General features: G+C 46.7%; 14 protein-coding genes. 2 read left to right on the top strand and 12 right to left on the bottom strand.

Features of this window, described 5'->3' with window-relative positions:
- Positions 1-203: 203 nt before the first annotated feature.
- From P5G61_RS27225 to P5G61_RS27210, 4 genes are all read right to left on the bottom strand, one after another.
- Positions 204-599 carry a hypothetical protein gene (locus tag P5G61_RS27225; RefSeq protein WP_301249363.1) on the bottom strand — a complete coding sequence of 132 codons (396 nt, stop codon included), beginning with the start codon at positions 597-599 and terminating at the stop codon, positions 204-206.
- Between the two features lie 21 nt (positions 600-620).
- The gene (locus P5G61_RS27220) at positions 621-956 is read right to left on the bottom strand and encodes a hypothetical protein (RefSeq protein WP_301249362.1); all 336 of its coding nucleotides are present in this window, start codon (positions 954-956) and stop codon (positions 621-623) included.
- A gap of 766 nt (positions 957-1,722) precedes the next feature.
- Entirely contained in the window at positions 1,723-3,435 is a 1,713-nt protein-coding gene (gene rlmD, locus P5G61_RS27215) for a 23S rRNA (uracil(1939)-C(5))-methyltransferase RlmD (protein WP_301249361.1), read from the bottom strand.
- Positions 3,436-3,576: 141 nt separating this feature from the next.
- Positions 3,577-4,458 (bottom strand): diacylglycerol kinase, encoded by an 882-nt coding sequence (locus P5G61_RS27210; RefSeq protein ID WP_301249360.1) that lies wholly within the window; start codon positions 4,456-4,458, stop codon positions 3,577-3,579.
- A gap of 623 nt (positions 4,459-5,081) precedes the next feature.
- On the opposite strand from P5G61_RS27210, the gene P5G61_RS27205 reads away from it, so the two are divergent.
- Positions 5,082-5,798, top strand: coding sequence for an NPP1 family protein (locus P5G61_RS27205; protein WP_301249359.1), 717 nt, complete (start codon positions 5,082-5,084; stop codon positions 5,796-5,798).
- Positions 5,799-5,933: 135 nt separating this feature from the next.
- Here the strand turns inward: P5G61_RS27205 and P5G61_RS27200 are convergent, their stop codons facing one another.
- Both P5G61_RS27200 and P5G61_RS27195 read right to left on the bottom strand, forming a co-directional pair.
- Positions 5,934-6,350: a DUF4395 domain-containing protein gene (locus tag P5G61_RS27200; RefSeq protein ID WP_301249358.1), complete on the bottom strand. Its 417-nt coding sequence runs from the start codon at positions 6,348-6,350 to the stop codon at positions 5,934-5,936.
- A 124-nt stretch (positions 6,351-6,474) separates the two neighbouring features.
- Positions 6,475-7,416, bottom strand: a complete 942-nt coding sequence (locus tag P5G61_RS27195; RefSeq protein WP_301249357.1) for a ketopantoate reductase family protein — start codon at positions 7,414-7,416, stop codon at positions 6,475-6,477.
- A 168-nt stretch (positions 7,417-7,584) separates the two neighbouring features.
- On the opposite strand from P5G61_RS27195, the gene P5G61_RS27190 reads away from it, so the two are divergent.
- A complete protein-coding gene (locus P5G61_RS27190; protein ID WP_301249356.1) occupies positions 7,585-8,145 on the top strand; it encodes a TetR/AcrR family transcriptional regulator in 561 nt (186 codons plus the stop codon).
- A 24-nt stretch (positions 8,146-8,169) separates the two neighbouring features.
- On the opposite strand, the gene bioC is transcribed toward P5G61_RS27190, so the two are convergent.
- From bioC to bioA, 6 genes are read right to left on the bottom strand one after another with little or no spacing between them, the layout of a single operon-like run.
- Positions 8,170-9,033, bottom strand: coding sequence for a malonyl-ACP O-methyltransferase BioC (gene bioC / locus P5G61_RS27185; protein WP_301249355.1), 864 nt, complete (start codon positions 9,031-9,033; stop codon positions 8,170-8,172).
- Entirely contained in the window at positions 9,023-9,811 is a 789-nt protein-coding gene (locus P5G61_RS27180) for an alpha/beta hydrolase (protein WP_301249354.1), read from the bottom strand. The genes bioC and P5G61_RS27180 overlap by 11 nt, the downstream gene beginning before the upstream one ends.
- Entirely contained in the window at positions 9,808-10,986 is a 1,179-nt protein-coding gene (gene bioF / locus P5G61_RS27175) for an 8-amino-7-oxononanoate synthase (protein WP_301249353.1), read from the bottom strand. The genes P5G61_RS27180 and bioF overlap by 4 nt, the downstream gene beginning before the upstream one ends.
- A gap of 13 nt (positions 10,987-10,999) precedes the next feature.
- The gene (bioB, locus tag P5G61_RS27170) at positions 11,000-11,989 is read right to left on the bottom strand and encodes a biotin synthase BioB (RefSeq protein ID WP_435874297.1); all 990 of its coding nucleotides are present in this window, start codon (positions 11,987-11,989) and stop codon (positions 11,000-11,002) included.
- A gap of 15 nt (positions 11,990-12,004) precedes the next feature.
- Complete coding sequence (gene bioD / locus P5G61_RS27165; protein WP_301249351.1) at positions 12,005-12,739, bottom strand: dethiobiotin synthase; 735 nt, start codon at positions 12,737-12,739, stop codon at positions 12,005-12,007.
- The gene (gene bioA, locus P5G61_RS27160; protein WP_301249350.1) at positions 12,736-14,091 is read right to left on the bottom strand and encodes an adenosylmethionine--8-amino-7-oxononanoate transaminase; all 1,356 of its coding nucleotides are present in this window, start codon (positions 14,089-14,091) and stop codon (positions 12,736-12,738) included. The genes bioD and bioA overlap by 4 nt, the downstream gene beginning before the upstream one ends.
- Between the last annotated feature and the right edge of the window lie 354 nt (positions 14,092-14,445).

Genomic DNA, 14,445 nt, shown 5'->3' with positions numbered 1-14,445 from the left:
CACTGTATTCCGGACATAAATTCTTTGTTTCTAACTCCCAAGACCATCTGCTTGAGCTATCCAAAATGTAAGGAGCGCTAACCACTTCAAAATAACCTAAGAGCTTCGTTGTGCCAACCCATAACAAATTAAAAGCAAGACTCAGGATACAAGCTCTATACTGCCGTTTTAACGAACCTTTACTCTAGTTAATAAACGCTTACTCAGAAAAAACCTCTTTCTAAAAATTCTGTCACTTCGTTTATTGGGATTACCCATAAGTATCCAGCTTCTCTTTTACCATTTGCTAAGATACCAAGAAGCCTAAACGGATTATCATCATCTCTTCTGTAAGAATAAACAAACGACCCACTCATTCCGTTAAAGACAGGTAATTTATGCCCTAGTTCCCCGAACTCATTAATACCTTCAACGCCAGCCAGTAGAACAATTCTGTTAGATGCTTCATCTATCCGATCAATAAAAGTTGTATACGGTGTCGTGGTCATATCAACTATGAAGTCTTCATAATCAATATTCGTTTCTTGTCCAGTAATACCGTGTAGAAAAACAACATTTGAGATTTTTTCAAAATACCCGAGAGGATCTTCATCAATCAATGAATCATCAAGAAAACATTTTCAATTCTCTTGTTCCATAAACCGAGCTGACTGGAGATTTATCTCAAATACTGCAATATCGTTTTCCTTTTCCTCTATATGTTTTACTAATGTAAGCTTCTTCGACTCTTTTCCATACTGGTAAGGAATTACAACATCAGTCAGCCTTGCGTTTTCCGGCACCAAACTTAGTACATGTCTCGCAGTCACCACGAAATACCTATCCTTGTATTTAAGGAACCCAGCCGATCCTAATGATCCAAGCTCAAAGCCTGGAACTCCTGTCCTATTAAAGACACGAGTTAGAATCGGACCTGACCATTCCTTGCACTCTATAGTTTCTGCAACAGTTCTCATGATCGCCTCCCTTAACCGGTTCAGGGCGACATGAATGACCTTATGTCCATCCTTTTGGAGATCAGTTGTTTGCCCATTTGACTTCATACTCAATATCTCACCTTTTCTTCAAAGGGAGCGGTTTTTATTCCCTGCTCAACTTTGGGAACGGATCGCTCTATCTAAACAAATCGTTCAATATATCGGTAAGCTGCTTTGAGCTTTTCTCATCAAGGAGGTTATTTTTTTTGTCACTTAATCACTCTTTTCTGAATAGCATTTCATTAATTCTATAAAAGTAAGTAATTATCCACTTCTTGTTCGAACCACTTCCTCAATTCGACTAGATTCTTTTTCTGTTCGGCTAAGAGGGTTGCGACTTATATAATTTAGATTTGATATTTATAAACCACTCAAGTCTTGGTATAAATAGATGTTCGATTATATAAATGTTTCACCCCACAAAGAAAGAGAGGTCGGAACCTCCTACTTTAGAATTTTTTTCTTTAAATAACTAATTATTACATTTCTACTTCACTGCCATAATATAGCATAACACTGCAATTATAAAAAGCAAAAACCCGACCTCATGCGGTCGGGTTTTATATGGTGGAGGCAAGGGGATTCGAACCCCTTTCCCAATAATTGAAAACGCCCGATTTGAAAATCAGGCATCTCCCAATTAATTTATTAATTTGTCAACAATCAACTCTACTATTCCCTCGCCTCTGTTTTACACTATTAGTTCATCTGTACTACTCCCCAGACCCACTCCACAACTGCAATTTCAGTCATCTGTACCATTCCTCACTAACAAAGCCACCGACTCCACATGTGCTGTATGCGGGAACATATCCACCGGCGTTACCTCAACCGTGCGATACCCGCCATCCTCCAGCACACGCAGATCACGTGCCAACGTGCTCGGATTACAACTCACATACACCACGCGCTCCGGCTTCATCTCCAGAATCGTATCCAACAAACGTGGATCGCAGCCTTTACGCGGTGGATCGACAACGATGACGTCGGCCTCGATGCCTTGCTCTTTCCAGCGTGGAATAACGTCCTCTGAAGCACCGACTTCAAACTTCACGTTTTTCATCTCGTTCAAGAGCGCATTGCTGCGAGCGTCTTCGATCGCTTCAGGCACAATCTCCACACCATACACTTGATCCGCATGCTGCGCGAGGAAAAGAGAAATCGTCCCGATGCCGCAATAGGCATCAATGACGGTCTCTTTGCCGCTCAGGCCGGCGTACTCTACCGTTTTTCCGTACAGCACTTCCGTCTGCACCGGATTCACTTGATAGAACGAACGCGGAGAGATGGCAAACTGTACATCCCCGATATAATCGTAAATGACGTCACGGCCCCACAGAACGCGGGTTTCATCGCCAAAGATAACGTTCGTCTGTTTCTTGTTCACGTTCTGGCATATGCTCGCCACATGCGGAATCGCTTCACGAATGCTGCCGATCCACTCATCCTTGTACGGAATGTCTCTGCCATTCGTGACCAGAACGAGCATCATCTCGCCTGTACGGAACGCCTTCTTCACCACCACATGGCGCAACAGGCCACGGCCTGTCTCTTCGTTATATGCACTGATTCCAAAATGACTGCCGATCGCCTTCACCTTCGCCACAACTTCATCGTTGTGCTCATGCTGAATGAGACAGGTCTCCATATCGATGATCCGATGACTTCCTTTGGCGTAAAATCCACCCACCAAGCCGCCTTCGGCTGCTCCAATTGGCACCTGTGCTTTGTTCCGATAGCGCCACGGCTCGTCCATACCCATTGTAGGCAGCACACGAATAGCGTGCTCCGCATCTTCTTCGTTCATGACCCCTTCCATCCGAAGACGAATACGATTGCTGCCGTTCATTTGTTCTTCAGTAGAGGTTTGTTCAGGTTGGATTGTCTGTTCCTCATCCTCCACCTCCACCAACACATTCAACTTGCCGATCCGCTGCAAATTATCCACCACCAGCTGGCGTTTCCACGCAAGCTGTCCGGCATAACTCATATGCTGGATCTGGCAGCCGCCGCACTGATCGTAGATCGGGCAAGGCGCTGATACGCGATCCGGGCTGGCTTTCACGATCTCCAGCAGTTTGGCGTAGCCGTACTGCTTCTTGGTTTTCATCACTCTCACGCGTACGGTTTCACCCGGAAGCGCACCCTGCACGAACAACGTGTATCCATTGGCACGGCCGACACCCTCACCGTCATGGTTCATACCGATGATGTCGATGACAGTCTCTTCGTTTTTGCTAACCGGAAGTCCTTCGATTGGTGCCGATTCACGTTCCCGTCCCTTCGGACGAACGGCAGAAAGAGATGCGCCTTGTGGCCGCACCTCTTTCCCTTGCTGACGTGTTGATGGACGAGATGATTTGCTTGGCTGACGGGACGCTGAAGCATTCCCTTGCCCCGGAGAGGCAGCCGAATTCCGGCGGTTTTTTCCACGACCGCTGCGGTTCGTATTAGACAACGTACATTCACTTCTTTCTTGTTATATGTTCATCCCTTGTGCAAGGGAGATTCCATTCATTTTCAGGCACCATGAGATTATACGTGATCCCATTGCACACGACAACAGGAAATCACATTTTCTCCCCGATCTATACTACGCTTAACGATACAGCATCAGGTGATGACGCAGGTTCGTAAAAGTCGCAGGCAATGTGCCGCCCAACTCGCCATCCAGGTTCAACTGTACATAGCCCGGCGATGTTACTTCCATATAATCCGTTTGAAAATGGACAACCTTCTTATCATTCAGATGTTCACCGCGCAGCGCAAGGGTTACGAGGCGAATCATGTCAGCCAGATTACATTTGCGCACACCGATCACATCGAACAGACCATCATCAATGGTCGCACCCGGAGCCAACTTCTCGAACCCCCCGACCGAATTGGTATTGGCGATAAGGAATAACATGAATTCATCATGGATCTCTTCCTGCCCCGCCGCACGGATAACCAGCTCCTGCGGAGACAGACTCGCCATTTTCTCAATACCCTTCATATAGTAGGCAAGTTGCCCAATCATCGTTTTCAGACGGCTTGGCACCTCATAGGTCAGTTCGGTTAACGAGCCTCCACCTGCGATATTGATAAAATATTTATCATTCGCCTTGCCCAGATCGAGCGGACGAAGCTGCTGGTTAATAACCAGATCCACGTAATCTTCCCACTGTCTAGGAATACCCAGCGCACGCGCAAAATCATTCGTCGTTCCCAAAGGAAATACACCCAGCGGTGGACGATTCTCACGCTCAGCCATACCATTAATGACTTCATACAACGTACCGTCGCCGCCAGCGGCAATAATCATGTCATATCCACGCTCAATCGCCAGCTCCGCCTCCCGGGTTGCATCTCCCTCACCCGTTGTTGCGTGACAAGAGGCTTCAATGCCACCTTGATCCAAACGCTGCAAAATATCAGCCAGACGTTTCTTCATTTCTTCCCGGCCCGAGGTCGGATTATATATTAAGCGAGCTTTTTTCATCTCATACGCCACCTATTCCACATTATCCATGAGTCTGAATGACCTCATTTTGTTTCCACCTGCGAGTGACCACAGCCGGGTATCATTTTACACAATGATTCATTTCCGTTAATCCTACGCCAACACTTTTCTCTACCTATATATATGCATGAGGAATTCCGTCTCATTCCATAGCCTTTATATTCTATCATATCATCAAATGTGAAGATGTCCTAGCCTATGATGAATAAGTAATTATTATCATATCGAATCAGTTCAAAATTTTACATCAGGATAACATTATCAATACATGCTAAAGAATTTACTTACTCCACACTATCCATATATTGGCATTCATGCTCTCTCTTATCTTCCGAACTTGTCTATCCTTTACAAAATAAACCTTTCGCACTCCTCTTGAATCTAGTCCTATCGTTTTCCTGTCGTTCATAACCATCCATCACCATTCTGCCCGCTTGGGCCGGAAATAGTCTTATCCCCTCTCAAATCATGAGAACAACCATATCCTTCAAAAATTTTACAAATATCCAAACGAGATGACAAATAAAATGAAACCTTTTCCAATATAGTCGTAATGCATCCTCAACAAATCACACTATCACACCCATGAAGGAGATCACCCAATGAAAAGAATCGTATTATTGCTCATGGTTTCACTCTTGGCCTGTATTCCCTTTGTCACAGCTGTCGAAGCAGCCGTAATTAATCATGATCAGGTTGTCGGATTCCAGGAAGTAAGCCCCGTCACAGTCACGCAAATGGCAGCCAAACGTTTTCAACCTTACCTAAAAGTCTACCATGGATGTGTTCCATTCCCCGCAGTGGATCAGCAGGGCAATACTAACGGCGGCTTGCAAACTTCCGGTTCACCGAATGGAAACTGCAGTTCAAGCACAGGCCAAGTGTACTCCCGTTCGGCATGGCACAATGGCGTATGGGCGATTATGTACGCATGGTACTTCCCGAAAGACTCCCCTTCCTCCGGCCTCGGCCATCGTCATGACTGGGAAGGCATCGTTGTATGGGTAGACAATCCCGCAGCACAAAATCCTCAAATTCTCTCCATCGCCTATTCAGGACATGGGCAGTTCACGAATGTTGCACCAAGTAATACGAACCTGAACGGTACGAATCCTTTGATTAGCTATAATAGTACCTGGCCTCTAAATCATGAGCTTGGTGTAACGGGGACCGTGGGTGGAATGCAGCCTTTGATCGGCTGGGATGATCTAACGTCTGCCGCGCGTGATGCCTTGAATACGACAGATTTCGGCAGCGCTAATGTTCCTTTGAACGACAGTAATTTTATCAACAATTTAAACAAGGCTTGGTTTAGATAAAGGAGTCTTTCTCTCTCCATTTGAATACATGCTTTGTGCTGAGAACAGATTTAATCGCCCTCCCCTTTTGAAAATAGTAAAATCCCCTTCAAGTAGACAATGAACTTGGAGGGGATTGACGTATGGAGTTGCGGCTCAAAAACCAATCTTTCTGCCTGCACGTAATTGCTTATACCAGAAATATACGGTGCAGCCCACACAGTAACCGAGCAATGCGGCACTTGCAGCGAGGAGAAGCATCGACGAGAAAATATAACCCGCTACCTGCCAACCAAGGCCGAATGAGACAAGTGCCAGCGTAAGAAACAATACGGCCAGAACATTGTTGAAGCGTTGCAGTTCCACTGCCTGCGTCTCTGTCCCTTTTCCAGTTAACACCGCCTTCCCAATCTGTACAAACAGATTAAGCTTGCCTCGAGATGCCAGACCGACGACTTGGATGATCCATAACGCTCCCAGAATTAACGGCTGGTTGAACAGAAATGAGAGGATAACAAATAGCACAATCCCAATCTGGTTCGCTTTGACATAGCGCATAGGTACTTCCCGCATCTTCATATCTCCTTATCCCCATTTTATTAGTTGGTTTAATTGTAGTCGGGATTGGGACATTGAGCAATAGGAAAATGTGTGCAGGATGCTCACTATAGGCAAATTTCCAGAAGAAATTTCACTTTTACAGTGAGTCATCTTTTTTGAGATTAGAATATTCCTTTTTGAGAACATCCCAATGAGGAGTCGGCGTGTGGGTAGCCTTTTTCCAATCAGTAAATGCATTATCTAGCGCCTCAATCTCCCCATAAGAACCTGCAACCAGTTTATGCACCGGAAGCACACTATAGATCTTCAATAGAAGGTAAAACATCCGTTGATGCTTGCGAATCAGTTTGGCCTGAATCTCCGGTATTATCGTTATGCCCATAGCCTCCAGCACGCGAAAGCCCTCATCCATCGCCCCAATCATATGCTGGAGCTGCTTTCTGTTCCCGTCCAGCTTGATCATCTCACGCTTCTCATTAAAACTCACCGCATTAAGCATCAGAATGGGCACCATATGGCTTTTTAGCCAGGCATCGATATCGTCCAGGTAATTCAACTTGTATTTCGTCTTCTCAAAAGCTTGATCCAGTATCAATTTAAAGGCAATCTCACCGTCCAGCCCACCAATCACCATTTGCCCGTTTGCTCCACCAATGGATAACATCCTGTCTTCTTGCCGCCGTCCACCGCTGACCTGAAAACCAAACGCGATCCTTTTTTCCTCCTTGCTGTTTTCCTCCAAAAAGATTTGCATGCGTCGTGCATCTGCGTTGTTGCCGACAATCACAATATTGCTGCTCTGATTGGCCGCCAGAATGGGAAGCACGGATGGAAAATCGTTATATTTCATAACCACGAAGATAAGATCATAGCGATCATTTTCTTCCAACGTTCTTGTTACCCGAACCGGATCAACGGTCGTTTTAAACTGGAACACATGACGAATGACGATACCATCCCTCTCCAGTTCCTCTGCCCGCTTCCCTCTAGCCAGAATGGTGACGTCATTTCCCCCGCGCATCAGCACCTGCGCCAACTGACTGCCCAGAACGCCTGCGCCATACACTAATATGTTCATTAGTTATCCCTCTATTTCAAATTTTTATGGATATCCGTTGCTTTATCAACAGTTGTTGATAAAATAAGAGTAACAAAGCATCTGCAACGCTTCAATCGCTAAAACATCCGTTTTTGTTGAATAATCAACGAATGAACCCATATTGTTGAAAACTTCTGAGGAGGAGCCATGGACAGACGAGTTGTCAAAACAAGAAAAGCCATTACCGAGGCCTTTATCGGGTTGTTGGAAGAGCGGGATTTCGAGCAAATTACGATTAATGACATTGCTGATCGAGCGAATGTTAACCGTGGTACCGTCTATTTGCACTATACAGACAAGTTTGATCTGCTGGATCAAAGCATCGAGACGTATTTGCAGCAATTGGTGGAGAGCTGTATGGTCGAGAGTCCTACCACTCCGATGACCGTTAAGGAGGCTTTGCTCCGAACCTTCCGTTACCTGGAGCAGCACGCTCCCGTTTATACCACGCTATTAACTCGAAAAGGCATCCCTGCATTCCGAAATCGACTCATGACGCTCCTGATTCAGGGGGTCGAAGAGCAGGTGGATGCGTGCGGCATTCACAAGGGACTTAACAGGGAGATCACTGTACAATTTCTGGCCTCTGCGGCCGCTGGTTTGCTGGAATGGTGGATTATGAATTCCATGCCTTATCCAGCAGAGGAGATCGTCGAAGAATTAATCTCTATGCTGGAACTTCATCTGATTCTTCCCGCTACGGTATAGGGTTAATATCGCTTTATTCCATGATTAATACGGGGCCAATGATTCGATAAATAGGAGATCGTAAGTTGCTGCGACTCCTCCCTGCATGCTGAACTTATTCTCATACTCCTGATACATATCGGTGAACAATCGACGCAAGCTGTAACCTGATACCCTTACTGCTTCTGAAGTGCTGGCTCCCATCCCTTTAACCGAATACAGAAAATCTCTTGCGGAAGCATAATTTTTCTTATGAATTGAACGCTCACAATTGAAATTCGAAAATCCGGATTCCTGAAGCATGGTTTCCCATTGGACAGGCGATGCAAACGACAGTCCATGTCGCTGTGGTTCCAGTCCGTTAGCTCGATAAGCTTCATTAAATGCCTCATGCATTTCACAAAATGTATCCGGCCCGAAGGTCGTAAATATCAGCAAGCCTCCGGGGCGCAGCATACGCCGCAGTTGACTCAGTGTTTCCTGCGGAGAATTTAGCCATTGAAAACAGGCGTTAGAGACGATGATATCCACTGAGGACTCCGGAGCATTTACGGCCCACATTTCGATATCTGCCTGTAGAAAACGTAAATTATCCGTTGTACAATCCCCAGTACCTGGATGGTGTGCTGACCGGAACCGTTTCGAAGCCAATTCGATCATCTCGGGTGCAATGTCAATTGCAGTGATCTTCGCACTGGGCCATGCATTTACTACGATTTGAGTCAGAGCCCCCGTGCCACAACCGATTTCGAGAATGCTCGGCTCACTTGGGAGCCCTTTATTTTTCCATTCTGCGAGAGATCTTGCTAACTGATCAGCCATCGAACGCTGCACATGTGCATGTGTATCGTAAGAAATCGCACTACGATTAAATTGGCGTTGAACAGCACTATTTCTACTATTGGTCACGCCACCACCTCCTCCATTCATCCGCTATGTGTGCTTCCCTTCCCAAAAAAGGTGCATGCCCGCAGGCGGTTATTGAAATTAACTCGGCATGGGGTAATTGAGCCACAAGCTCCAATCCAGCACCGTAAGGACAAATCTTATCCTCAGTCCCGTGAAAAAGAAGAACCGGACAATCTATACTCGGCAGTTGAGACAAGCAATTTTCGGTTCGTAACAACTGAAGACCTGCAAGTAGTGCTTGGGTTGTCCAGCTACCCATTTGAGGTAGACTTTCAGCAAGGCCTGTCTCCCATTCTTGCTCCGTAAACATCATCTTTCGAAAATTCGTTTCAACTGCATGTCGATCCCTTGAGATCCCTTTGATCATCTGCCTAACGTATGCATCTGCCATGCCGCGGTCAAGCTCTTCTTTGGATCGGGTAAAACGCGCGGTTGCACCGAATAACACAAGACCATCAGCGTAGCCTTTAGCCGCTAATCTAAGCGCCAGCAAACCTCCAAGCGACCAGCCTGATACCAAAAACGGCCCGTAAATCGCCTTTTCCCTGCAAGCCGACCCTCCACCAAATAAAATATTCCTCACTGCCGTCTCAGCTAGACATAGCATGTTCTCCGGAGAATCGGCAGTGCTGTAATCAACAGAAATATGCCGGAAATCAGGCAACAACAGGCGAAGACGTTCAAACACCGCATCAGGCATACTCCAACCCGTTAGCCACACTATGGTTCCGCTTGTCTCTTGCTTTATTTGCAGTAAACTCTGATCCGGTGCATTCATGAGTTCACCACCCCCAATTGAAGCCCGATCTTGCCGATTAACGAAGCTGCATCGCTCAGTTCATTAGGGGTATGATCAGCTGATAAAGAGAAGCGAATTCGCGCTGTGCCTTCAGGAACAGTAGGCGGCCTGATGGCAACTCCGGCAATACCACCTTCTTCAAGGACCGCACTGAAACGAAGAGCTCTTTCGTTATCACCGACGACTATTGGAACAATAGGAGAATCCCCGGGCTCAACGTTAAATCCGGCATCACCAAGTGAAGAACGAAACAACATACTGGCTGAGTAGAGACGTTCACGACGCCAATGATCATTTTGTACCAAGGTTAACGCTGTTGAAATACCTGCGACGAGAGAAGGAGGTAAAGCCGTTGAATAGATGAGCGGCCTTGCTTTGTTGATGAGAAAGCGGATTAATGCACGGCTGCCGCAGACATAAGCTCCATATAAACCAAACGATTTGCTAAATGTCCCCATATGCACATCCACATCGTTTTGCAGACCAAGCTTAGAGCATAGTCCTTCACCCCGTTCCCCGTAGATCCCCCCGCTGTGGGCCTCATCCACCATCAGCATTGCCCCGTACTCCTGTTTGAGCGCAACGAGTTCTCGCAAGGGTGCTTGATCCCCATCCATGGAAAAGACGGCATCCGTAACAATCAGCTTACGTCGTTTATCCCGGTGTTTGTTCAATAACACCTTCAGATGCTCCATATCATTATGCCGATACCGGGCATGCTCTGCGCGGCTCAGTACAATCCCATCCACGATACTCGCATGGTTTAATTGATCACTGAAAACCACATCGCCCCGGCCCACGAGTGCACGAATGACACCGGAATTAGCCATATAGCCATTTGCAAAAACAAGCGCTGCCTCACTATGCTGCCAAGCGGCCAGCGCTTCTTCCAGACGGCTATACAGGGGTCGATTCCCGGTGACAAGGCGAGATGCCCCCGAACCCCCTCCTTCGGTAACAAGCGTCTCGCGAATCGTATTAATGATAGCGGGATGTTGTGCGAGTCCCAGATAATCATTGGAGGCCAGGTTGAGGAGCACTCGATCTCCTCTCAGCGTATAACCCGGACCATCCGGAACCGCGGCACTGTCACGTAAGTAACGTTCATTGGAAGTATTCGCCAATAACGCCAGTTCTTTTTCCATCCAGTTCATAATCTGTACCGCCTTAAAGAGCATTTAGCTCAATCTCAAAGCCCAAATCTTCAATCATTTGATGATCATTCGAGATTTCTTGACCTGCTGTCGTTAGATAATCACCTACAAAGAGTGAATTTGCCGCATACAGTGACAAAGGCTGCAGTGTACGAAGGTTGATCTCACGTCCACCGGCAACACGAATCTCTTTGGATGGGCAGATGAACCGGAACAATGCCAGTACCTTGAGTGCCTTCATCGCCGGAGTGCGACCCGCGCCTTCCAGAGGAGTTCCCGGTATCGCATTGAGAAAATTAATCGGAATCGAATCTGCATCAAGCTCACGCAGTGCCAAAGCCATCTCGACAATCTCCTGATTACTCTCCCCCATACCGATAATGACACCGGAGCAGGGGGACATGCCGTATGCTTTTACCTTTTCCACGGTTTCAATTCGCTGGTCATAGGTATGCGTGGTGGTTATCGACGGGTAATTGGCTTTGCTGGTGTTCAGATTGTGATTGTAGCGGTGTACGCCTGCGTCAGCCAAACGTTCTGCTTGGCCGTCTTTCAAGATTCCGAGACAGGCACAGATTTTAAGCGGCATCGTTTCACGGATTTCTTTAACCGCTTCTACAACTTGATCCAGATCCTTATTGGTCGGACCCTTCCCTGAAGCTACAATGCAATAGGTTCCTGCTTTACGTGACATAGCTTCGCGTGCTCCCGCAAGAAGGGTTTCTTTGTCGAGCAAGCTGTATTTTTGAATGGGTGCCGTTGATACGATGGATTGTGAGCAGTAACCGCAATCTTCGGGGCAAAAGCCGCTTTTGGCGTTGATGATCATATTCAGCTTTACTTTTTTGCCGTAAAAATGTCGTCTTACATGAAAAGCGGCTTGCATCAGCGGCAGTACCTCATCGTCGTTTGCTTCAAGCACGGCAAGCCCCTCTTCAATGGTTAAGCATTCGCCATTCAATGATTTCTTTGTAAGTGACAACCACTCTTGATTACCGGACATTGTGTTCACCTTCATTCATCCTCCCATGGATTGAACTGTTATTGCTTGTCTGATTGGTGTTAACTGGATCTTCTCTCGAATCACTTGGATCAACAGTTCCGTATCGATTTCGCCCGTTAAACACGGAAAGCGTCCGAGAAAGGATATGCCGCAATAACGTTCAATCAGTTCAGCGTTCGTTGCAGCGCTCGAGTCGTTATACATTTCCTTTGAATCACCGTCGTTCAGAATGAAGCCTACGATTGGAACCCCATGTTGCTGAAGGTAAGATACCGTAAGAAGTGTGTGATTAATTGTACCTAGACCTGAGCGGGCAACGATCAGAGCTGGTAACCCAAGCTCCGAGATCAGATCTACTACAAGAGAGTCTTCAGTCAGCGGAACAGCGACGCCCCCTGCCCCTTCGATGAGTACCGATTCATATCGATGGATTAGCGGCTGACCAGCGGTGATAATCTCCTGTAACGTTATAGTCACTCCATCCTGCTTGGCAGCGAGCATCGGGGTAAGAGGAGCTTGGAATGTAAATGATGCCACCTCCCCGGCACGTTCATGAATTCCGCTGTATTGCAATAGACGTTCTGCATCGGTTTCTCCGCTGCCAAGAAGTACACCGGACTGCACGGGCTTCCAGATGCCTACATTCAGATTTTCAGCACGAAGCGCAGCAGCAAGAGCTCCTGTAACGATTGTTTTCCCAACATCGGTGTCCGTGCCTGTTACGAATAATCCGCGAATTACATTCATCATTCCAAGCCACCTTCGGTGACATCAAGAATGGATTTCATCAGAATATCGGTCATTGCATCAAGCTCAGCCTCTGTGCTGGCAAGAGGAGGAATGAACACCACGACATTGCCAAGCGGTCTCGTAAGCATGCCAAGCTCTCTGGCCCGCCCGGTTACACGAACGCCGATACGTTCAGCCCAATCGTAAGGTTCGCGAGTCTCCTTATCCCGTACAAGCTCAATTCCTATCATCAATCCCTTCTGCCTGATATCACCGACATGCGGAGAATCTTTAAGGGCTGCGAGCTTGCCTTCTACAAAAGTCGCTTTGACTCTTACTCCTTCTACCAAGTTGCGCTCTTCAAATAATTTCAAGTTAGCCAAAGCTACTGCACAACCGAGCGGGTTACCTGTGAAGGAATGTCCATGGAAAAATGTTTTCTGCTCTTCATAATCGGCATAAAATGCGTTGTACACTTCATCCGTTGCCAATGTCGCTGCCACAGGCAAATAGCCACCTGTAAGGCCTTTGCCTATCACCATCAAATCAGGTGATACCTCTTCGAGATCACAAGCAAACATAGCGCCTGTCCGACCAAAGCCTGTCGCCACCTCATCGGCTATGAACAGTACGTCATAAGAACGGCAAAGTGCTGCCATCTCGCGTAAACAGCCCTCTGGCATAATAAGGATGCCACTAGCCCCTTGAACAATTGGCTCCACAATGATGGCCGCGATTTCGTCTGCGCTGGTTTCAAGTACATTACGCAATGCGGTTAACGTAGCTTGCATGGCTTCCATTTCTCCGTTCTCATGTCGATAAGCGTAAGGATATGGAATGACAAAAGTAGGGAACAGCATCGGACGGAACACATCATGGTACAACGGAATTGCACCGACACTAACCGCACCAATCGTATCTCCGTGATAGGCTTGATTCATCGTAATAAACTTCGTTTTACCCGTTTCCCCTCGGTTCTTCCAGTACTGAAATGCCATTTTCACTGCGATTTCTACACCGGTTGCTCCCGAATCCGAATAAAATACTTTATTTAATCCTTCTGGTGAAATCTCTACCAGTTTTTCTGCAAGCTCAATCGCAGGCACATTAGCCATTCCGAGTAGCGCAGCATGTGCGACACGTTCCAACTGATCCGTTATGGCTTGGTTCAGCTCCGGTACGTTATGCCCGTGAACGTTAAGCCACACCGAGGAGAAGCCATCGTAATAAGCACGTCCTTGGACGTCATATAGCATAACGCCTTCGCCACGCTCGATAATGAGAGGATCGGAGTTATTGTAATCTTTCATCTGCGTAAAAGGATTCCATAGATGAGCCTTATTTATAGCTGCCAGTCGTTCATAATGTGTCATAAGATATCACCTTCCGTTAGAGCATTTCAATTGTTAACCAAAATATTTTATTTAGGTTAACAATTGAATGTTGACATCTTATCAGACAAAAACTTTCCTGTAAAGAGAATCATTTCTGAGTTCTAACCCTGATCCTCCATTCTGTCTGACTGGAATGAACCCGGAATTGCGCCTCGTAATGGGCACTGCCGAATACAAAAAAACACGCCTGATTTCGGCGTGTTTTAGTGTTTGATAGAGATTAGAATACTGAGCACTCCACATGTCAAAAGTGCAAACAAATCATGACCACCCGTCCAACGGGTGGTTTGCTCTTGGGGTATAACCCCCTGTTGCCAAACTGCGCCTAAAGAC

The organism is Paenibacillus vandeheii (genome assembly GCF_030433635.1).
Taxonomy (GTDB): Bacteria; Bacillota; Bacilli; order Paenibacillales; family Paenibacillaceae; genus Paenibacillus; species Paenibacillus vandeheii.
The sequence above is the reverse complement of the archived record's forward strand: the minus strand, read 5'-3'. Positions and strand labels throughout refer to the sequence as shown.